Origin of the sequence: Anoxybacillus ayderensis (genome assembly GCF_000833605.1) — a bacterium.
GTDB lineage: Bacteria > Bacillota > Bacilli > Bacillales > Anoxybacillaceae > Anoxybacillus > Anoxybacillus ayderensis.
Genome location: NZ_JXTG01000008.1, coordinates 1 through 20,784 on the forward strand (window position 1 = coordinate 1; position 20,784 = coordinate 20,784).

The following is a 20,784-nucleotide window of genomic DNA, read 5'->3' on the forward strand; positions in this document are numbered from 1 at the left end:
CCATTGCTTCTTTTTTCCTGTCATTTTGATCGTGCGTTTCAAGCAGACAGGACATAACGGGCATTGTTCAGGTAGAGAAAGTTCGAAAATCCAACGATCTCCTTCTTTTCGCACCTTTTGAATCAAAACATCTGGTAAATCGATGAGTTCTTTGATAAACTGAGAGTACATGCGAATTTTCCTCCAATGGTTTGGTTTGGTCACCTTTACCATACAGGAAAATTCGCATTTTTTGTACCCTCTATTTTCGCTATGCACACCGATCTTAAATCATCAAGTACAACTTGTGGTGAAGAGCCGAAAAAATCCTAATAAATATCAAGAACAAGTAATGAAGTAATTAAGAGGGATTGATGTGAAAAAAATTGCAATTGTTTTAAATAATATATCAGGTAAGGGTGGAGTTGAACGGGTAGTTACAAGTTTATCTAATCAACTTTATAATAAGTATCATTGTGAGATCCATATTATTAGTTTATTCAGTACTAATGAATCGGAGATTTTTTATGACATAAATTCGAATATCAAAGTAATTCATTTAGGTAACAAAAATTTAAAGAGTGTTAGAGTATTTAAACAGTTTCTTGAGTGTAATAAACAAAAGTATAATTATATGTTATGTTGTAGTGTACCTATATCTGTACTTACTCTTTTTTCTAAAATTTTTGGGAAAACCTCTACTAAAATATATGCATGGGAACATAGTCAATATGAACATGCAAGTTATATTATCAAGGCAATAAGGAGAATTATTTATCCTTTTTTAGACGGAATAATTACTTTAAGTCAACATGATGGAAACATATTTCGAGGGTATTTAAAAAATGTTTTTGTTATACCAAATTTTAAACCATTTATCTCTAATCAAACCTCAAATTATAAAAATCATACTTTAATATCTGTAGGAAGATTAAGCTATGAAAAAGGATTTGATATGCTTATTGATGCATTTAACTTAATACATGATCAGATTGGAGATTGGAAATTAGAGATTTATGGTGAAGGTAAAGAGTATGATGCATTGAGTGAAAAGATTAAATTATATGGTTTAGAAAATAAGATATTTCTTAAAACGTTTACTTCAAATATCATGGAAAAGTATTTAAATGCTTCAATTTTTATTTGTAGTTCTAGAAGTGAAAGTTTTTCAATGGTTATAATCGAGGCTATGGAGTGTGGACTACCATGCATCAGTTTTAATTGCAAAATTGGCCCTCAAGAAATAATTAGTGATGGAATAGATGGCTTTTTAGTAGATTGTTTTGATATAGAAGAGCTCGCAAATAAGATCAAACTGTTAATAAATGATTATACTTTACGAATGAATATGGGAGTCAATGCTAAAAAGAAAGCAAAGCAATATGATGTAGAAGTTATTATGCATCATTGGGAAAAAATTTTAGGATTAGAAAAGCAAGATGGAGAGAAAAAGGCATGATGAATCAAGAACCACTTATCTCAGTTATTACTGTTTGCTATAATAGTAAAGATACGATAGAAAGAACGTTTAAATCAATACTTAATCAAACATATCCCAATATTGAATATATTGTTGTGGATGGAAAGTCTACAGATGGAACTATTGAGTTAATAAAAGAGTATGAAAAATATTTTCAAAAACGAAATATTACTTTTAAATGGATAAGTGAGCCAGATAAGGGTATATATGATGCGATGAATAAAGGATTAACCATGGCTACAGGTGAACTTATTGGAATTATTAATAGTGATGATTACTACGAAAACTCAGCCCTTGAAATAGTTGCAACGGAGTACTTAAAAGATAGTTCTTATGATGTATATCATGGGCTATTAAAGTACTACAACTCTGGAAAGTTATCAATGATAAAAGGTGAAGATAGTAGTGTTTTGCCTAAGCATATGATCGAACATCCAACATGTTTTTTAAAGAAAAAAACTTATGAAAAGTACGGCTATTTTAATTGCAAATATAAATATGTTGCTGATTATGAGTTGTTATGTAGAATAAAAAAGAATGGTGGAAAATTTAAACTAATAGATAAAGTTATTGCTAATTTTTTTGATGGTGGAGCAGGAGATTGCCTGGAATCAGTTATAGAAGCACTAAAGTTTAGGATGGAATATGGGTTTATAGATAAAAAAATATATTTGTTAACATATATAAAACTGCGCATTGGGAGAATATTGAATAAACTGACTGAGTAAAGAGGTAACTATGGAAATAAAAAAGAGTTCATTGATAGTAGTTTGTGTAATAATAATTATTTTCTTAAATGAACGAATGTTTTATATGTTAGAAGTTGGAAGTTCTATACATGTAATGGGCTTATTTTTAATTACAGTAACTTTGTTTTTAGTGTATATTAAATCTTTTTTCACAAAAAAGTTTTTATTTAAAGGAGTAATTCTTTTTTATTTATTACTTAATATAACTAGTTTAATTTTAACAAATGTGGAATTTGGACAGCCCATATTTTTAGCTTTGATGCGCTATAAGTATACATTTTTAGCATTGTTATATTTTCCATTATGCATAATGATATATAAAGTCGGTGCTGATAGAATAAAAAAACTAATTGTTACAATTACTAGTTTATTGTCTTTTATATATATATCACAATCCGTTTTGTATCCCACATTTATTTTTTTAAAAGTAAATTATGCAGAACGGTATGGATTTACAAGATTTTATGATGGGGCATATTTTGTTACAATTGGTTTGTTTATTACGATTTCATATTTATACAAAAATTACAACAGGTATGAAAAATTCAAATACTATATTGCATTTTTATTTCAAATTAGTTATATAGTATTTGTTGCTCAAACTAGGAGTTCAATAATACCTATTTTAATAATAATAATTTTTCTCTTATTATCAAAATTAAGTGTAAATAATGTTTTGAGTTATTTTAAAGTAGCATTTTTTCTTTTTTTGGGTGTAATTATTTTAGCACCGTACGTAACAAATATCTTAGATAGTATAAAAGTTGATCTTAATAGAACAGATGGTTCTGCTTATATAAGAATACAAGCAAAGGAATATATGAAGGAAAAAATTAAAGAAAATCCTATACTTGGGTTAGGATTGTATCATGGTGAATATGAAGAAGGAAAATATTTAAATGGAAGTATTTATAAGTACTATGCTGAAGATGTAGGTATTATAGGATTTATATTTCAGTACGGTTTTGTAGGGTTATTATTGTATATAGTGATGATTGCTCGATTTATCTACTTTACATATCGGATATTTAAACATAGTCGTGAAAAAAGTATTTTGTATTTGATTTTTTGTATATATTCATGCACTCAGATACCATTTTCTGTGCCATTGAATGTTGATAATAATTTAATTTATTTGATAATACTCATGGTATTAATTCAATTAGAATATTATGAGGTACGAAAAATAAATAATCAGAATGTGAGAACAGTATTGCCAACTCATTATCTAAGATATATAAATACAGATTGATTTTCCGACATATGCAAACCGTTTTGATCGTTCTTTCAGTCGACTTAAACGGTTTTGCTTATGTCGGTTTTTCAATCTGAATTTATATAAATACGATAAAAACTTTAGGTGATTTTTAAACGATTAAGTTAATGCTTTAAGTGTTTGTATTATAGAGGTACTAGTATTTTTTATATTAATGAAAAGGAGTAAAAATTTAAGTGGATAACATTAAACCTTTAGTAAGTGTAATAATCCCAACATATGGTCGCCCAAATTTATTATTAAGAGCGATAAATAGTGTATTAAATCAAAGCTATTCTAATATCGAAATCATTGTAGTTGATGACAACAATCCTGGTTCTTTGGAACGGGATCAAACTCAAAAATTACTAGAAAAATATATTCAAGAAAATAAGATTATGTATATAAAAATGGATAAGAATGTTGGCGGTGCACTTGCAAGAAATAAAGGTGTTGAAGTGTGTTCTGGGGCATTAATTTGTTTTTTAGATGATGATGATGAATATTTACCAAATAAGATAGAATTACAGGTGAATAAGTTCATTGAATCAAATTTCAAACTTTCAGTAGTTGGGGGATATGCAAATATTTTAGATAATGATGGAAATTTAAAAAGGATTGAAAAAAATGAAATAAGGGGGAACGTATTTAAATTTCAGCTAAGCACGAATATTTGTACAACGAGTATTGCTATGATAAATAAGGAGGTTTTTGTTAAAGCTGGTGGTTTTAGTAATGTCCCTTCTTCACAAGAACATATATTGTTCATAAAAATATTTAATGTAAATCCTTTGTATGATTATGTTGATGCTCCAGTAGTTAATATATATCATCATAATGGAGCAAGAATCTCTACGAGTATGAAAAAAGCAGAAGGTGCTATTTTTCTACATGAATATGTTTCAAGCTTCTATGATAAATTATCCAAGGAAGAAATAAGAAATATAAACAATGCTCATTATATCAATATTATTAGAGCGTATATGCATATAAAAAACAATCGAATAAATGCATATAAATATCTTATTAAACTGATTAGAAATAAGAAACGTATTGATAAAGATGTAATAAAGTGTTTTTTGCTTATATTATTTGGATTAAATAAAGTTGAAAAAATTAAAAAGTATTTGCAGTAATTCTAAATGGAATATTCTATATTTAGATGGTGTTGCAAAACTAGAGTAAAAACTTAAAATTCTGCATAAGAATGCATAATTGGACATGCAGTTAATAGCGATGAAACCCATACCAATGTGGGTGCTATAAGTCGTCATTTTTTAACTGATTGAATGTCTGTTCAATCGAGTTGTGGAAACGAAATAACCACTTTCCGAATTTCGTTTTCAGAAACTAAAGAATCAAACGACCATAAGCTTCTTTTCGTTCCTCACCACTATTTCGAGGATTAATAGACAAAATAAAAGATTCCTGTTTGTTTCGGTGATTTGACGGACTTTTTCGCTGTCATAGACGGCATCTCCAAGGACAAATTGAATGTTCCATTTGTTTAAAGATGGAAGTAGTTCGAGTGCAAAGGATGCACCATTTCGGTTGGAAATCGTAAAGACATGGGATAAAATCATTCTCTCTGTCGTTGTACAAAGATGTAATTTCTACCTTTTAAACCAATGTAACGAGTAGAAATTCCCCACCTAGCTTGAGAATCATAGAGACTACTGTGAGTGCTGTACTGTCGATTATTACTATTTTGAGGCGCTGCACACTTAACTCTTTAAGAAGCTGGACATTAAAAGAGGAAAATCTTTGTTCCCGAAGCTACTTTCCTGCACGTGAAAACGTAGAAAGATGGGGAATCTCTTTGAGTCCACAAATGTGCCGGAAGTAGCCGAAGCGATTCAGTATGTCCACTAACTGACATAAAGAATCAATGGAAAAATAAGTTTTTACAAAGAAACATTTTAACAACGATTTTTTCGAAAGCGGTGGTCGCCCTGTTATATAAGATGTTTCTGGTAAGGAAAGTTAGTCGATGTATTGAAATAATGCCTGTAAAAGAGGAACCGTTTTGCTAGACATTGCATGTTCGATAACAAATTTGGAAATCATGATCATGTCCACCCCTTGGAAATATGTTTTTTGGTCACTGTATATGACTTCCAAGCTGGTGGATTTTTTACGTTCTTTTATGCATCCATTATGCGTTTTACAACACATTTAATAAATTTTTGGTCAAGAAATAGGAAATATGTAGCATAACATAATATAGGAAAAAAATAATCTTAAGGATAAAGTTTTTAAAACAAACTACTTTTAATCAAAAAATAGGAGGTTTAAATGAAAAAAATCTGTTTAATAGGGCAATTCCCTCCCCCTATTCATGGTTTATCAAAAGCACTAGACGTAATTGTTAAATCAGATTATCTAAAAGACAAATTTTCAATAGAATATATCGATATAAAAAATAATAAAAAGTTCTTAAATCATGTTAGTAAAATAAAGAAATCTCAAGCAGATTTATATTATTTCACCATTTCTCATTCAATTTTTGGGAACATTAGAGATATGCTTATTTTGAAGAAACTACTAAATAAAAACAAGAGAGTAGTTATCCATTATCATGGTGGTCATTATAAGACTTTATATAAAAAAATGAGTCTTGCACAGAAGTTTGTAAATAAAAGGCTTATCTCTAGAATAGATTGTATGATTGTTTTAAGCGAAAGCTTGAAAAATTTATTTGTAGATGTTATAGATGTAAACAAAATTAAAGTATGTGAAAATTTTATAGAGGAATCTAGCTTAATTGGTAATGATGAATTTAATAAAAAATTAAACGAAATAAATAATAAGGAAAAAATAGAGGTATTATACCTAAGTAATTTTATTAAATCTAAAGGATACTTAGATGTGTTAGAGGCTGCTAAAGGATTGCAAGATGAAAAAGTAATTTTCCATTTTGCAGGTCACTTTTTTAATCAACAAGATGAAAATGAATTTAGAGAATATATTAAAAAGTTTAATTTAGAAAGTATAGTAAAATACCATGGGGTGGTAAGTGGTGATAGTAAAAAACAACTATTAAGAGAAGCAGACCTTTTTGTTTTACCTACTTATTATCCATATGAAGGACAGCCTATATCAATTATTGAGGCTATGGGAAATGGTTTGGCCATAATTACGACGAATCATGCTGGTATACCTGATATTGTAAGTGAAGAGAATGGCGTTATTGTTAATCCGAAAGCTCCTGATGAAATAAGAAAAGCTATTCAAAATTTAATAAAACATAGAGATGTGTTAAAAAGGATGGCTGAAACTAATCGGTTTTATACATTAAAAAAATTTAAAGAGATTGATTATATAAAGCGATTAGAGAAAATATTCAATGAGGTATTGCTTTATAAAAGTTAATCTGACTAAATACAATCATTCATGGCATTCGAGAGAAAAATCTAATATCATTGTTTTACTGCGGTGGTTATTCAAGGTACCCTTTTTCGTTTTTCGCTCCATAATATGTATGGATGGAGAAACTTCCTATTAAGATTGTTTGGAGCTAAAATTGGAAAAGGGGTTAAAGTGAGAGCGTCTGCTAAGTTTACTTATCCATGGAAAGTCTCCATTGGTGACTATTCTTGGATAGGGGACAATGTAAAGCTCTACAGTCTTGATGAGATTATTATTGGTAGTAACTGTGTCATTTCACAGGAGTCTTATTTATGCACAGGTAGCCATGATATTAAAGATCCGCACTTTGGCTTAATTACCAAACCAATTGTCATTAAAGACGGTGCATGGGTTGCGAGTGACGTGTTTGTCTATCCTGGTGTAACAATCCATGAAATGGCAGTTGTGGTCGCTAGAAGTACAGTTGTTAGGGATGTCCCAGCAAATGAAGTTCATGCTGGATCACCAGCTAAGTTTGTGAAGAAAAGATTTGAGGAAGATGAACTATTATGAAAAAGAAAAAAATTACTTTTGTAATTAATTACTTTTATCCAGATTTCGCTTCTACTGGTCAACTAATGACCGAACTTTGTTTGGATTTACAACATGATTTTGATATTACCGTTATCGCTGCACAGCCAGGATATGCGGGAGAAGAAGTAAAATCTAATCGAATATTTGAAACAGATTATTTGGAGAATATAAAAATTATCCGACTTCGCTTACCTAAAGTTGATAAAACTTCTAAATTCAGTCGGATGAAATATATATTCTCCTATTTTATTTTAGCTAATATAGCTTTATTAAAGGAGAAGGTGGATATTATTTATACCATCTCCACACCGCCGATTTTAGGCGGTTTAATTGGGACGATTGGCAAGTTTATTAAACGGGCCAAACATGTTTATAATATTCAAGACTTTAACCCAGAACAGGCGGAAGCGGTTAGCTATACAAATAAACAATTCGTGTTTGATGTTGCAAGAGCGATTGATAAATTAAATTGCCGATATGCTGACCAAATTGTGGTAGTTGGTCATGATATGGCAGAGACTTTAAAGAAACGTTTTAATAATAAAAATGTACCTAATCATGTTGTTATCAATAACTGGACAAATGAAAAGGAAATTATTCCTTTAGATAAAGATGAGCCACATGTAGCAGAGTTTTTAGAAAGACATAACTTAACTGATAAATTTATTGTTATGTATTCAGGTAATTTAGGGTTATATTATGACCTTGAAAATATTATTAAAGTGACAAATGAGTTTCGAGACTATAAAGATTCGGCATTTGTTTTTATCGGTGAAGGTGCTGTAAAAAGACAAATGCAGCAATATGTTGCGGAAAATGGTATTGAAAATGTGTTGTTTTTGCCTTATCAACCAAAAGAGTTTATTAAGTATTCATTAAATGCTGCGGATGTTCATTTTGTTGTGAATCAAAAAGGAATTAAAGGAGTTTCTGTGCCAAGTAAAATTTACGGCGTTATGGCAGCGGGAAAGCCAATTCTTGGGGTTTTAGAACAAGGTAGTGAAGCTCAGTTATTGATTGATAAGAGCAACTGTGGAGTAGTAGTCGAGCCAAAAGATTATAAAGGAATTGTTGAAGCTATTAAATATTTTTATAGCTTAGATCGAGAGCAACGAAAACAAATGGGGCTTAATGGAAGAGCATATTTAGAGAAGTATCTAAAAAGGGAAACTTCTATTAACAAATATCGTAACTTATTAAAATCTATTTAATTTAAAAAGAGGGGAATAAAAGTGAAAATCTCTGTTGTAGGGACAGGTTATGTAGGTCTAGTTACGGGCGTTGCTTTATCTCATATTGGTCATCATGTGACATGTATTGATATAGATGAAACAAAGGTAGAAAAAATGCGCCAAGGAATTTCACCTATTTATGAACCTGGACTTGAAGAGTTAATGAAGGAAAATATTCAAGCTGGGCGCTTATTTTTTACAACAAGCCATCAAGAAGGCTTTAAAGATGTTGACGTGATTTATATCGCTGTTGGTACGCCTGAAAAAGAAGATGGCTCTGCTAATTTAGAGTATATTGAACAAGCGGTTCGAGATATTGCGGCGAATATCACGAAGGACGTCATTGTTGTTACGAAAAGTACAGTACCGGTTGGAACGAACCATTATATAAAAGAGTTGTTAATTTCTTTAGTTCCTAAGCATATCAATGTCGAAGTAGTGTCAAATCCAGAGTTTTTGCGTGAAGGTTCCTCGGTTTATGATACGTTTCATGGCGATCGTATCGTCATTGGAGCGGATAATGAAGAAGCGGCAAAGGTCATTGAAGAAATTAACAAACCTTTTGGTATTCCGATTTTTAAAACGGACATTAAAAGTGCTGAAATGATTAAATATGCTTCTAATGCCTTTTTAGCGACAAAAATTAGTTTTATTAACGAAATAGCTAATATATGTGAAAAAGTAGGAGCCGATGTGGAAAGCGTTGCGTTAGGAATGGGAATGGACAAGCGTATCGGTTCGATGTTTTTAAGAGCGGGGATTGGATATGGAGGATCTTGTTTTCCAAAAGATACAAAAGCTTTGACGAAAATTGCGGCTAATATTGATCATAATTTTGAATTGCTAAAAGCAGTGATTAAAGTAAACAATCATCAGCAACGCATTTTAATTGATAAAGCAAAAGAACGCTTTGGAAGTCTAGCTGGTAAGAAAATCGCTTTATTAGGTTTATCTTTTAAACCGAATACGGATGATATGCGTGAAGCGGCTTCGATTGTTGTTTCGAAAGAGCTAATTGCTGAAGGAGCCGAAGTTGTTGCTTACGACCCAATTGCGATTGAAAATGCAAAGAAGGTTTTGCCGCAAGAGGTAGTATACACAGAATCTATTGAGGATGCGCTTGAAAATGCAGATATGGCCTTTATTCTTACTGAATGGGCACAAATTAAGGAATTAGATTTAAATATATATGTTCAGAAGATGAAACAACCGATCGTTTTTGACGGACGGAATTGTTATAGCCTAAGTGAAGTGCAAAAATATCCAATCGAATACCATTCGATTGGCCGTAAACCAATTTATAATTATCAGTTCCAAACGGTTTAATAATGAATTCAACGATCAGATCGTTTAAGATCTGATTTTTTTATTATGGAGGGTTATAAATGAAACTAGTCCTTTTATCAGGCGGATCTGGCAAACGGCTTTGGCCTTTATCGAATGATACGCGTTCGAAGCAGTTTTTGAAAGTGTTAGAAGGGAAGAATGGTGAGAAGCAGTCGATGGTGCAGCGGGTGTGGGGGCAGTTAGAAGCCGTTGGGCTTGCCGAGTCTGGGGTCATTGCAACGTCGAAAATGCAGCGCGATATGATTCATCGCCAATTAGGAATGGATGTGCCGCTTATTATTGAGCCGGAGCGCCGCGATACGTTTCCAGCGATTGCGCTTGCGGCTTCTTATTTGTATACGATCGAGAATGTTTCGGAAGATGAAACGGTTGTTGTGTTACCGGTGGATCCGTATGTAGAAGATTCTTTCTTTCAAAGAGTAAAAGAATTAGAAAATGTCCTTGAGCATTCCAATGCCGAGTTGGCGTTAATTGGCGTGAAACCAACGTATCCTTCTTCTAAATATGGATACATCGTTCCTAAGGAAAAGGCGGAAGGCGCAGAATATTTTGTTGTGAATCACTTTACAGAGAAGCCAAGTGAAGAAAAGGCGCAAACATTAATCGAGATGAACGCTTTCTGGAACTGCGGTGTATTTGCGTTTAAATTAAAGTATTTAGTCAATCTCCTAATGGAGAAAGGCATTCCGCTTCATTTTGATCAGCTTTCTAGCCAATACAGCACATTGCCGAAAATTAGCTTTGACTATGAGGTAGTTGAAAAAGCAAACCATATTGTCGTCCTTCCGTATGATGGTTATTGGAAAGACCTTGGTACATGGAATACGTTGACAGAGGAAATGGCGACGAAACAAATTGGGAAAGGCGTACTAGCGGAAGATGTAGTGAATACCCATTTGGTGAATGAATTAGACATTCCTGTGACGGTGATTGGTACAAAAGACCTTGTTGTGGCAGCAAGCCCAGACGGAATCTTAGTTGCCGATAAAGCTTCCAGTCCAAAAATTAAAGATTTAATTAACGGTTTTCATCAGCCGCCAATGTACGAAGAGCGGATTTGGGGCTGGTCGCGCGTTCTAGACTATGCGAAATATGAAGATGGACAAGAAATGGTCACAAAACGAATTTGTATTCATGAAGGGAAAAACTCAAGCTACCACTATCACCATTTACGAGACGAAGTATGGACGATTGTTCGCGGTGAAGGGGAACTAGCGTTAGATGAACATATTACCCGCGTAAAAGCAGGGGATATCATTCATCTTCCAGCAGGACGAAAACATGGAATTCGTGCGATTACAGAATTAGAGTTTATTGAAGTGCAAACAGGTTCTGGTATTAGTGATGAAGATTTTGTGCGGCTTTATTTTAATTGGGACGATGTCATTCGTCATTTCCAAAAATCAAAGGCAAAAGTGATTTCTTAATTTTTGAAGGGGAGAGAACAAACTGGCACTCTCCCCGTGCTTTTTTATGTAAAGAAACAGAGAGGCTTGAGAAATCGATGAAGACGATTGCTTACTACATTTCTGATTACGGTTTTGGGCATGCGGCAAGAAGTGTTGCGCTCATCCGGCAGTTGTTGAAGAGAAAGAAAGACGTAAGGGTGATTATTTGTCACTCTTTTGCCCTTCACTTTTTGCGAGAGTCTTTGAAGGGAGAGAACCGTGTAGCATTTCGCACGATTGAAACGGATATTGGTTATGTGTTGCGAAAAGATTCAATCGAGCCAGATGTTGAAAAGTTAAATGTTGAATACGAAAAATATCTCACAAAGTGGCCCCTCCTCATCGAACGAGAACGGAATTTTTTACAGACAAATCGCGTAGATTTAGTCATTTCTGATATTTCCGCTTTTCCGTTCGAAGCAGCGTATACACTAGGAATCCCTTCCCTTGGTATATCCAACTTTACTTGGCATACAGCGTATCAAGTGCTAATTGCTGATCGGCTACTTGAACCTTTAAAAGAGGCCTATGAAAAAATGACTTATTTCTTCTCTTTAGCCGGAAGCAAAGAGCCAGACTGGGGAATGAAAGGAACAAAGCAGTTTGGCTTTTTTGCCAGAAACGTAGACAGCAATGAAGTTAATAGAATAAGGCAGCTTATGAATCCAAATGGCGAGCAATTCGTTGTGTTCTTCGGACTTGGGATGAAAATCGATGTCGGACAACTAGAACATCTACCGATTTGGGATAGTCCTAATTGTATGTTTATCGTTTCATCGAATGTTCAAGTGAAACGGCCAAACGTTTTCGCAATTCCAAAAGACTATCTCGAATCGCAACATTATATTGCCGCAGCGGATTTCGTTATTTCAAAGCCAGGTTGGGGAATCGTCAGTGAAGCGGTATGTGCTCGTAAGCCATTATTGATTTTAGAGCGTCAAACGATGAAAGAAGACCAAAATACCATTTCATTTTTAAAGACCAATCATTTGTGTAAGACGATTACATGGGATGAATTATGTCAGTTTGTCATTAACGAAGAATTTATCGATGAGCTGCAGAGTCAGCATACACATGATGGTGGTTTTTTTGGAAATCAAACAGATATCATCTCAAAAGAAATTTTGCGCGTGTTAAGAACGAAAAACGAAAGGATTTAACTAGATATGACATTCCTTCCAAGCGAACAGGGGAGTGTTGGTCAATTTCTGCACATTCAAACGATCAAAGTGTAAGTCGCTTTGGAGAATTTACAGGAACGATTGTTACGGAAGAAGGGGAACCTGCTTGCCTCTTCCTTATCAACTTGGAACGTTTCAAGTGAAAGGAAATGTGCAAGTGATCGTGTCGCATCCATAGACAAGGAGGGAAAGCAACATGAGTTGGAAAGAAAAAAATGAAAAATGGCTTTCATATCCGCACTTAGATGCACAGTTAAGACAACAGCTGCTTGCAATGCAAACAGATGAAAAACTGCTCGAAGATAGCTTCTACAAAAACTTAGAATTCGGCACAGGAGGTATGCGCGGGGAAATTGGCCCTGGTACGAATCGGATGAATATCTATACCATTCGCAAAGCATCAGAAGGATTAGCGCGTTATATCGTTGAACAAGGCGAAGAAGCGAAAGAGCGCGGTGTTGTGATTGCTTATGATTCCCGCCATAAGTCGCCGGAGTTTGCGTTGGAAGTCGCGAAGACGGTTGGAAAGCATGGCATTAAGGTGTACTTATTTAAAGAGCTTCGTCCAACGCCAGAGTTGTCATTTGCGGTTCGTTATTTAGGCGCGTTTGCGGGAGTCGTTATTACGGCGAGCCATAATCCACCAGAATATAATGGATTTAAAGTGTATGGTGAAGACGGAGGACAAATTCCTCCAGCGATTGCAGATGTATTAATTGAATATGTGAATGCGGTTGAGGATGAATTAGCAGTCGATGTGGCGAGCGAGCAAGAGCTGCTTGAAACAGGGCTGTTGACGTATATCGGGGAGGAAATGGATGAGGCGTATATTGCGCAGTTAAAAACGATTCAATTAAATCCAGAGCTTGTGGCGAGTGTTGCGCAAAATTTAAACATTGTCTTTTCTCCGTTGCATGGAACAGCGAATATGCTCGTGCGGAAAGGATTAGAAGCGTTCGGTTTTAAAAATGTGACCGTTGTGAAAGAACAGGAGCATCCAGATCCGAATTTTTCAACCGTTTCCTCACCAAATCCAGAAGAGCATGCGGCGTTTGCTTTGGCGATGGAATACGGTGAAAAAATAAATGCCGATCTTTTAATGGCGACGGATCCGGACGCCGATCGACTTGGAGTTGCGGTGAAAAATCAAGATGGCGAGTATGTCGTGCTAACAGGAAATCAGATGGGTGCATTAATGTTAGAGTACTTGCTTTCGCAAAAACAGGCAAAGGGCATCTTGCCAACGAATGGTGTCGTTTTGAAAACGATCGTGACATCGGAAATTGGCCGAGCGATTGCGGCGCATTATGGATTGGAAACGATCGATACGTTAACAGGATTTAAATTCATCGGTGAAAAGATCGGTGAATTTGAGCGAACGAAAGAATACACGTTCCAATTTGGATACGAAGAAAGTTATGGCTATTTAATCGGTGATTTTGTTCGTGATAAAGATGCCGTGCAGTCGGCAATTTTTGCGGCAGAAGTAGCTGCATATTATAAAGCACAAGGGAAAACGTTATATGAAGGACTAATGGATATTTTTGAAAAGTATGGCTACTATAAAGAATCATTGCGTTCGTTGACGTTAAAAGGAAAAGAAGGAGCAGAGCGAATCGCTCACATCATGTCTTCGTTTCGTAGCCAACCGTTACGTGAAATCGCAGGTGTGGGGGTTGTTGCGCTGGAAGATTACGCAGTTAGTAAACGATGGGAAAACGGTGTAGAACAACCGCTTCGCTTGCCACGGTCGAACGTGTTGAAATATGAGTTAGCCAACGGTTCATGGTTTTGTGTTCGCCCGTCAGGCACAGAGCCGAAAGCGAAATTTTATTTTGGCGTAAAAGGCAAGTCACAACAAGAAAGTGATGCGCTGTTGGCCGAACTTGAACAAGCCGTTATGTCGCTTGTGGAAGATGCTTTATATCAAATGAAGTGATGGGGAGTTTTTCCCCATCTATTCTTTTTCATACAACTCAATCGGTAGTTGATCTGGATCTTGGAAAAACGTAAACTTTTTCCCTGTTATCGGATCGATACGAATCGGTTCGACCTCAATGTGATTCGCTTGTAAATAAGCGATCGTTTCCTCAATACAATCTACTGCAAATGCTAGATGACGTAAGCCACATGCTTCAGGATAGCTTTGTCTTTTTGGAGGGTTCTCAAAAGAAAAAAGCTCTAGTTGTAAATCCCCGATTTGCAAATCTAACTTATATGATCGTTTATCAGCGCGATATTGTTCGTGAATGATTGGTAGTTGTAAAACATGTGTGTAAAAATGTTTGGATCGTTCATAATTCGAACAGATAATTGCTATGTGATGTAGTTGTGTGAACATTTGTCTTCTCCCCCTTGCACGGTAATGATTTGTATTTTACCACAATTTACGGTAAAAATTTGTGACAATGTTGGTCGGATTGTCCGTTATGATAACAGTGTAACAAATAAAGCGCTTACAGAAGGGGGAGAGATGGATGAAATTTGTAGCGATTACGTCTTGTCCAAATGGAATTGCCCATACGTATATGGCAGCAGAGAAGCTAGCGAAAGCAGCTGAACGGATGGGGCATGAGATGAAGGTGGAAACTCAGGGATCTATTGGTGTGGAAAATGAGTTGACACGAGAAGATATTGAACAGGCCGATGGGGTGATTATTGCGGCGGATAAGCAAGTGGATAAAAGTCGTTTTCGAGGGAAACGGGTGCTGGAAGTGTCGGTTACGGATGGTATTCGTCGTCCGGAGGAGTTGATTGCGCGCTTTGAGCAAAATGAAGTGCCAGTATATGAAGGAGTAGAGAAGCTGAAGAGTGTAGCGGAAGCGAAAAAAGAGCGAAATGAGAAGCAAAACCCTATATATCGGAATTTGATGAATGGTGTTTCATATATGATTCCGTTTGTCGTCATTGGAGGATTGCTTATTGCACTCTCGCTTGCGATTGGCGGGGAGCCAACGGCAAAAGGGTTAGTCATTCCCGAAGGTTCGATTTGGAATCGTATTTTAGACGTCGGTGTAGCGAGTTTCACATTTATGGTACCAATTTTATCAGGTTTCATTGCGGTTAGTATTGCTGACCGGCCAGGTCTTGCGCCAGGGATGGTTGGCGGTTACATTGCGGCGAACGGTAGTTTTTATGGTAGTGATGCAGGAGCTGGATTTATTGGCGGTATCATTGCAGGATTTTTAGCAGGGTATATCGTAAAAGCCATTAAGCGTATTCGTGTTCCACAAATGATTCAGCCGATTATGCCGATTTTAGTCATTCCTATTGTATCTTCACTGCTTGTAGCGGCTTCATTTATTTTTGTTATTGGGCAACCGATTGCGGGAATCATGGAAGGATTAACGTCGTGGTTAAATAGTATGCAAGGGGCAAGTAAAGTTGTTTTGGCGATGGTTTTAGGTGCGATGATTGCTTTTGATATGGGTGGTCCAGTCAATAAAGTGGCGTTTTTATTCGGTTCAGCGATGATCGCAGAAGGACATGCGAACATTATGGGATCGATCGCGGTAGCTATCTGCATTCCACCTCTTGGCTTAGGTTTGGCAACGTTATTAGGGAAGGCGAAATATACAGACGAAGAACGTGAGGCAGGCAAAGCAGCGCTTGCGATGGGACTTGTGGGAATTACAGAGGGAGCAATTCCGTTTGCGGCACGTGATCCGCTGCGGGTTATTCCGAGCATTATGATTGGTTCCATGGTTGGGGCAGTCATTGCGATGTTAAGTAATGTTGCTGATCATGTGCCACACGGAGGACCGATTGTTGCTGTGTTTCGTGCGGTAGATAATGTGCCGATGTTTTTCATTTCGATTGTTATTGGTATGATCGTGACAGCGTTGCTTGTAAATGCAGTGAAAAAGCCGGTAGATGTAGAAAAGTGATAGAGGAACGGAATCTCTCGTATGAGCATTCCTCCTTTCTTTGTAAATTTTAAGGGATGGTGGTGACAGGATGATTGCTCGGCATAAAAGAATAATAAAAGCGCTATTAGATGCGAATGATTATGTATCTGTCACTTCACTTGCCTACGATTTGCATTGTTCCGAGAAAACCGTCCGTAATGATTTGAAGGTGTTAGATCAATGGTTGAAACAGTATCCGACATTAAAAATTGAGCGAAAGCCGAGTGTAGGGGTGCGGTTGAAGGGGGATGATGAAGCAAAAGAGAAGTTGCTTCGAGATCTTTTACATATAAGCGATGAGGAAGAACGCCAACTTCAGTTGTTGAAACGGTTGTTAATGACGGACAAGCCGGTTACGATGCAACAGTTGGCAGATGAGCTGTATATGAGCAAGTCTACTATTCATCAAGATTTAGAACACATTGATCGTTGGTTGCGTCCGTTCCATTTACAGCTCGTTCGTAAGCCGAATTTAGGCTTGAGGGTTGAAGGGGAAGAGAAAAATTGGCGTATGGCGTTGGCAAAGTTGGTAGAGGGATTAGTTGATCACGCTCATTATATGTTAAATGAGCAACAGTTGAACATGGTCGCTGATGTATTGCAGCCGTATGAATTAGCTTTTATTGAAAAGGAAGTTCAAGAAACGGAAGCTGTGTTACCGTTTCCGTTAACCGATGAAGCAAAGATTAGTTTAGCCATTCATATTGCTATTGCGGTGAAACGCATAAAACAAGGATGTCGTATTCAAATGAATGCAACCCAATTGCATGAGTTAAAGAAAAAGAAAGAGTATGAGTTAGCTAAGCAGTTAGCGCACAAAATTGAGGTGTGGTTAGCGATTAAAATTCCCGATGCGGAAGTAGGATATATGGCGTTACATTTATTAGGTGCGCGCATTCGTTACGATCGAGTACATATAAAGGACGGGGTTGAGCCATTTTTCCGTGAAATAGATGAGGAAGCGTTGCGATTGGCGCGTTTATTGATCGAGTATATGTCGAATCATATAGATGATCGATTACTCAATGACCAAGAGTTACTATTTGGATTGACAATTCATCTCCATTCTACGTTGAATCGTTTGCGAAATGGATTGGCGATTACAAACCCGATGTTGTGGGAAATTAAACGGATGTATCGCTATGCATTTGAAGTGGTGCTCTCTTTTATGAAACAAATGGAGAAAGATATACAGTTAACAATTCCTGAAGATGAAGTTGCGTACATTGTTTTGCATATTCAAGCAGCGCTTGAACGCATGCATCATAGAAAACACGAGCGCAAGAAAGTACTTATCGTTTGTACAACGGGATCAGGGACGTCACGTTTTGTAGAGGCAAAATTTGCGGCCGCTTTTCCTGAAGTGGATGTGGTCGGGATTGCTTCCATTTCTCAGTTATATAAAGCGATGGAAGAAAAAAAGCCTGATCTTTTAGTTAGTACGGTGCCGTTGCCATCTCATACAAACGTACCAACGGTCATCGTAAGTCCTTTGCTTCGTGAGCATGAGTTAGAAATGGTTAAAGATCAGCTGTTTCATTTGCGAGTCAAACAAAAAGAAAAACCATCATACAGAACGATTAAAGCGTTAGTGGATGAACAATTGATTTTTCTCGATTTACCATTTAAAACGCGTGAACATGTTATTACTTATTTAGGGGGGCAGCTGTATGAACAAGGATATGTAGATCAGTTGTACAAACAAAGTGCGAATGAGCGAGAAAGTATCTCTTCCACGTATATTGGTAACGAAATGGCCATTCCCCACGGAGAAGTGCGTTTAATTCACCAATCGGCTATTGCGATTGGACGTTTGCAAACGCCCATTGATTGGGGAGGAGAGCGTGTGAGGCTCGTCTTTATGATGGCTAATGGTATACAAGACAAAGAGCGCGTGAAGCAACTATTTCAAGAGTTAGTTGCCCTATCGGAAGATGAAGAGCTGCTGAAGCAGTTGAAACAAGCGAAAACAACGAGTGAATTTTATCAATGTTTATAAAGGAGTCGAGTAGGATGACAGTGACACAATTAATGACGAAGCAATTAGTAAAATTACAGTTAGATGGAGCAACGAAAGATGAGATTATGGAAGAAATGATTGGATTGATCGATGAAGCAGGGGGGTTAGTTGATCGAGAACAATATAAACAGGCATTATATGATCGGGAAAGAGAGGGGAGTACTGGAATTGGATTTGGAATTGCGATTCCTCATGGGAAAAGTGATGCAGTTAAACACCCTTGTTTAGCATTTGGTATGAAGCATGAGGGGGTAGATTGGGATAGTTTAGATGGGGAGAAAGTGAAACTTATTTTTATGATTGCAGTGCCTGAGCGATATGCAGGAAATGAGCATTTGAAAATTTTGCAATTGTTAGCGAGAAAGCTGATGGATGAGACGTTTAGGGAACAGCTGTTAACTGTACGAAAAGTGGAAGATGTTTTACAATTATTTGAGACGTTTCAATCTTAATGGGGGAAGGAGATGAATCATGAACATACCTCTTTTTTTCGCACCTGTGTTTCAAGAACGAATTTGGGGTGGAAATCGTCTTCGTGAGCAGTTTGGATACGATATTCCTTCAGAGCAAACGGGGGAATGTTGGGCAATTTCTGCACATCCGAACGGGCAGACGACTGTCATAAACGAACCATTTCGAGGTAAGACGTTAGGTGAGTTATGGGACGATCATCCAGAGTTATTTGGTCATTTTCCATCGGATCGTTTCCCATTATTGACGAAAATTTTAGATGCGAATGCTGATTTATCGGTGCAAGTGCATCCTGACGATGAATATGCTCGTACATATGAAAATGGAGAATTAGGAAAAACAGAGTGCTGGTATATCATTGACTGTAAAGAAGGAGCAGAGCTAATATACGGGCATCATGCAAAAACAAAAGAAGAACTGCGACAAATGATGGAAGAAGGCCGGTGGCATGACTTGCTTCGGAAAGTGCCGATTCGTCCTGGGGACTTTTTTTACGTCCCAAGTGGTACGGTACATGCGCTTTGCGAAGGAACGCTCGTACTCGAAACACAGCAAAGCTCAGATACGACGTATCGGATGTATGATTACGATCGTGTAGACGAACATGGAAACAAACGGGAATTACATTTAGACAAAGCGCTCGATGTTATTACCGTTCCACATGTTGATATGTATTGTGAACCACATGTGATCCAAACAACAGGAGCGAAGATTACAACATTTGTTCAAAACGAGTATTTTACCGTACAAAAATGGGATATTGAGCGCGAATGGAGCGTTGAACAAACGGATTATTTTTTATTAGTTAGCGTTCTAGATGGAAAAGGGGAGTTTTGTACAGCACAAGAGACATATCCGTTACAAAAAGGAGACCATTTTCTCATTCCCCATTCGTTCGATCGTTTTACGATACAAGGGAATTTGCAATGCATTGTTTCTTCACCAACATGGGGGAAATAATAAGTAAAAACCTATTGCTTTTTCGTGAGCAATAGGTTTTTTGTTAAATAAAATGTCGAAAAATATCAATATTTTTATTATTAAATGTATAGACATTTAATTTTATATGACTTAAAATTATTGTTGTAAGCGCTTAAAATGAAGAAAGGAGAATAGGTGATGAGAAAAATTTTACTTGCTTGTAGTTCTGGAATGTCTACTAGCTTACTTGTTACGAAAATGCAGGCGTATGCAAAAGAAATGGGAGATGATGTAAAGATTTGGGCTGTTGGACAAGAGAAGGCGAAGGAGGAAATGGCAAAAGCAGATATTGTATTAATTGGCCCACAAATGAGCTTTTTAAAAGCAGAACTACAAAACGAAGCGAAAAAGTACGGTATACCTGTCGAAGTGATCGATATGGTAGCATATGGGTTGGCAGACGGCAAAAAAGTATATGAGCAAGCAATACAACTTATGGAGGAGCGTTAACATGGAAAGTCTCGAACATTTAACAGCAGAGCAAATTAGCTTCCAGTTGATTCTTCATAGTGGCAGTGCCCGTAGCAAAATTATTGAAGCGATCCGTAAATACAGACAAGGAAGCAGCGAGGAAGCTGAACGGTTATTGAATGACGCGGAAAAGGACTTAGGGCAAGCTCATCATATCCACTTTCAAATGATTCAAAGTGAAGCCTCTGGTCAGCAGACAGAGTTTTCACTACTTATGATTCATGCGGAGGATCATTTGATGTCAACTTTAACGATGAAGGAGTTAGTCAAAGAAATACTTGATTTATTCAAGGCACGTAACATCTAACTATATCGGGGGG

18 protein-coding genes and 2 pseudogenes are annotated in these 20,784 nt (G+C 36.4%); 17 read left to right on the plus strand and 3 right to left on the minus strand.

The window, feature by feature from the left end; all coding sequences use genetic code 11:
- Positions 1-171, minus strand: a pseudogene (locus JV16_RS15935) (ISL3 family transposase); the annotation flags it as partial.
- A gap of 184 nt (positions 172-355) precedes the next feature.
- On the opposite strand from JV16_RS15935, the gene JV16_RS15015 reads away from it, so the two are divergent.
- The 4 genes from JV16_RS15015 to JV16_RS08535 all read left to right on the plus strand — a co-directional run bounded on the left by JV16_RS15015 (position 356) and on the right by JV16_RS08535 (position 4,599).
- Positions 356-1,438 (plus strand): glycosyltransferase family 4 protein, encoded by a 1,083-nt coding sequence (locus JV16_RS15015; RefSeq protein WP_004577789.1) that lies wholly within the window; start codon positions 356-358, stop codon positions 1,436-1,438.
- A complete protein-coding gene (locus tag JV16_RS08525) occupies positions 1,435-2,187 on the plus strand; it encodes a glycosyltransferase family 2 protein (RefSeq protein ID WP_004577788.1) in 753 nt (250 codons plus the stop codon). Before JV16_RS15015 ends, JV16_RS08525 begins: the two co-directional genes overlap by 4 nt.
- A gap of 10 nt (positions 2,188-2,197) precedes the next feature.
- Positions 2,198-3,460 carry an O-antigen ligase family protein gene (locus JV16_RS08530; RefSeq protein ID WP_042535225.1) on the plus strand — a complete coding sequence of 421 codons (1,263 nt, stop codon included), beginning with the start codon at positions 2,198-2,200 and terminating at the stop codon, positions 3,458-3,460.
- Between the two features lie 200 nt (positions 3,461-3,660).
- A complete protein-coding gene (locus tag JV16_RS08535) occupies positions 3,661-4,599 on the plus strand; it encodes a glycosyltransferase family 2 protein (RefSeq protein ID WP_052481244.1) in 939 nt (312 codons plus the stop codon).
- A 91-nt stretch (positions 4,600-4,690) separates the two neighbouring features.
- Here the strand turns inward: JV16_RS08535 and JV16_RS16220 are convergent.
- Positions 4,691-5,530: pseudogene (locus JV16_RS16220) on the minus strand (transposase).
- Positions 5,531-5,758: 228 nt separating this feature from the next.
- On the opposite strand from JV16_RS16220, the gene JV16_RS08545 reads away from it, so the two are divergent.
- From JV16_RS08545 to JV16_RS08575, 7 genes are all read left to right on the plus strand, one after another.
- A complete protein-coding gene (locus JV16_RS08545; RefSeq protein ID WP_042535227.1) occupies positions 5,759-6,835 on the plus strand; it encodes a glycosyltransferase family 4 protein in 1,077 nt (358 codons plus the stop codon).
- A gap of 105 nt (positions 6,836-6,940) precedes the next feature.
- Positions 6,941-7,384 carry a WcaF family extracellular polysaccharide biosynthesis acetyltransferase gene (locus tag JV16_RS08550; RefSeq protein ID WP_084220326.1) on the plus strand — a complete coding sequence of 148 codons (444 nt, stop codon included), beginning with the start codon at positions 6,941-6,943 and terminating at the stop codon, positions 7,382-7,384.
- Positions 7,381-8,616: a glycosyltransferase family 4 protein gene (locus JV16_RS08555; RefSeq protein ID WP_042535230.1), complete on the plus strand. Its 1,236-nt coding sequence runs from the start codon at positions 7,381-7,383 to the stop codon at positions 8,614-8,616. Before JV16_RS08550 ends, JV16_RS08555 begins: the two co-directional genes overlap by 4 nt.
- A gap of 21 nt (positions 8,617-8,637) precedes the next feature.
- A complete protein-coding gene (locus tag JV16_RS08560) occupies positions 8,638-9,963 on the plus strand; it encodes a UDP-glucose dehydrogenase family protein (RefSeq protein ID WP_042535232.1) in 1,326 nt (441 codons plus the stop codon).
- A 59-nt stretch (positions 9,964-10,022) separates the two neighbouring features.
- Positions 10,023-11,411 carry a sugar phosphate nucleotidyltransferase gene (locus tag JV16_RS08565; RefSeq protein WP_042535234.1) on the plus strand — a complete coding sequence of 463 codons (1,389 nt, stop codon included), beginning with the start codon at positions 10,023-10,025 and terminating at the stop codon, positions 11,409-11,411.
- A gap of 77 nt (positions 11,412-11,488) precedes the next feature.
- The gene (locus JV16_RS08570; RefSeq protein ID WP_042535236.1) at positions 11,489-12,592 is read left to right on the plus strand and encodes a hypothetical protein; all 1,104 of its coding nucleotides are present in this window, start codon (positions 11,489-11,491) and stop codon (positions 12,590-12,592) included.
- Positions 12,593-12,809: 217 nt separating this feature from the next.
- On the plus strand, positions 12,810-14,552 hold the full coding sequence (locus JV16_RS08575) for a phospho-sugar mutase (RefSeq protein ID WP_042535239.1): 1,743 nt from the start codon (positions 12,810-12,812) through the stop codon (positions 14,550-14,552).
- Positions 14,553-14,570: 18 nt separating this feature from the next.
- Here JV16_RS08575 and gloA2 read toward each other — a convergent pair whose 3' ends face one another.
- Positions 14,571-14,954, minus strand: a complete 384-nt coding sequence (gloA2, locus tag JV16_RS08580; RefSeq protein WP_042535241.1) for an SMU1112c/YaeR family gloxylase I-like metalloprotein — start codon at positions 14,952-14,954, stop codon at positions 14,571-14,573.
- A gap of 136 nt (positions 14,955-15,090) precedes the next feature.
- Between gloA2 and JV16_RS08585 the strand changes: the two genes are divergently transcribed.
- From JV16_RS08585 to JV16_RS08610, 6 genes are all read left to right on the plus strand, one after another.
- The gene (locus tag JV16_RS08585) at positions 15,091-16,500 is read left to right on the plus strand and encodes a PTS fructose transporter subunit IIC (RefSeq protein ID WP_042535243.1); all 1,410 of its coding nucleotides are present in this window, start codon (positions 15,091-15,093) and stop codon (positions 16,498-16,500) included.
- Positions 16,501-16,570: 70 nt separating this feature from the next.
- The gene (locus JV16_RS08590) at positions 16,571-18,520 is read left to right on the plus strand and encodes a BglG family transcription antiterminator (RefSeq protein WP_042535246.1); all 1,950 of its coding nucleotides are present in this window, start codon (positions 16,571-16,573) and stop codon (positions 18,518-18,520) included.
- Positions 18,521-18,534: 14 nt separating this feature from the next.
- On the plus strand, positions 18,535-18,993 hold the full coding sequence (locus tag JV16_RS08595) for a PTS sugar transporter subunit IIA (protein ID WP_042535248.1): 459 nt from the start codon (positions 18,535-18,537) through the stop codon (positions 18,991-18,993).
- 19 nt (positions 18,994-19,012) lie between these two features.
- Positions 19,013-19,972, plus strand: coding sequence for a mannose-6-phosphate isomerase, class I (manA, locus tag JV16_RS08600; RefSeq protein WP_042535251.1), 960 nt, complete (start codon positions 19,013-19,015; stop codon positions 19,970-19,972).
- A 159-nt stretch (positions 19,973-20,131) separates the two neighbouring features.
- Positions 20,132-20,443, plus strand: a complete 312-nt coding sequence (locus JV16_RS08605) for a PTS sugar transporter subunit IIB (RefSeq protein ID WP_042535253.1) — start codon at positions 20,132-20,134, stop codon at positions 20,441-20,443.
- 1 nt (position 20,444) lies between these two features.
- Complete coding sequence (locus tag JV16_RS08610; RefSeq protein ID WP_042535255.1) at positions 20,445-20,771, plus strand: PTS sugar transporter subunit IIA; 327 nt, start codon at positions 20,445-20,447, stop codon at positions 20,769-20,771.
- Positions 20,772-20,784 lie beyond the last annotated feature (13 nt).

What these genes read in the sequence shown, in the direction of transcription:
- JV16_RS08525 (WP_004577788.1), top strand. Translation starts at nt 1,435, where the DNA reads ATGATGAATCAAGAACCACTTATCTCAGTTATTACTGTTTGCTATAAT.
- JV16_RS08530 (WP_042535225.1), top strand. Translation starts at nt 2,198, where the DNA reads ATGGAAATAAAAAAGAGTTCATTGATAGTAGTTTGTGTAATAATAATT.
- JV16_RS08545 (WP_042535227.1), top strand. Translation starts at nt 5,759, where the DNA reads ATGAAAAAAATCTGTTTAATAGGGCAATTCCCTCCCCCTATTCATGGT.
- JV16_RS08550 (WP_084220326.1), top strand. Translation starts at nt 6,941, where the DNA reads ATGTATGGATGGAGAAACTTCCTATTAAGATTGTTTGGAGCTAAAATT.
- JV16_RS08555 (WP_042535230.1), top strand. Translation starts at nt 7,381, where the DNA reads ATGAAAAAGAAAAAAATTACTTTTGTAATTAATTACTTTTATCCAGAT.
- JV16_RS08565 (WP_042535234.1), top strand. Translation starts at nt 10,023, where the DNA reads ATGAAACTAGTCCTTTTATCAGGCGGATCTGGCAAACGGCTTTGGCCT.
- JV16_RS08570 (WP_042535236.1), top strand. Translation starts at nt 11,489, where the DNA reads ATGAAGACGATTGCTTACTACATTTCTGATTACGGTTTTGGGCATGCG.
- JV16_RS08575 (WP_042535239.1), top strand. Translation starts at nt 12,810, where the DNA reads ATGAGTTGGAAAGAAAAAAATGAAAAATGGCTTTCATATCCGCACTTA.
- gloA2 (WP_042535241.1), bottom strand. Translation starts at nt 14,954, where the DNA reads ATGTTCACACAACTACATCACATAGCAATTATCTGTTCGAATTATGAA.
- JV16_RS08585 (WP_042535243.1), top strand. Translation starts at nt 15,091, where the DNA reads ATGAAATTTGTAGCGATTACGTCTTGTCCAAATGGAATTGCCCATACG.
- JV16_RS08590 (WP_042535246.1), top strand. Translation starts at nt 16,571, where the DNA reads ATGATTGCTCGGCATAAAAGAATAATAAAAGCGCTATTAGATGCGAAT.
- JV16_RS08595 (WP_042535248.1), top strand. Translation starts at nt 18,535, where the DNA reads ATGACAGTGACACAATTAATGACGAAGCAATTAGTAAAATTACAGTTA.
- manA (WP_042535251.1), top strand. Translation starts at nt 19,013, where the DNA reads ATGAACATACCTCTTTTTTTCGCACCTGTGTTTCAAGAACGAATTTGG.
- JV16_RS08605 (WP_042535253.1), top strand. Translation starts at nt 20,132, where the DNA reads ATGAGAAAAATTTTACTTGCTTGTAGTTCTGGAATGTCTACTAGCTTA.
- JV16_RS08610 (WP_042535255.1), top strand. Translation starts at nt 20,445, where the DNA reads ATGGAAAGTCTCGAACATTTAACAGCAGAGCAAATTAGCTTCCAGTTG.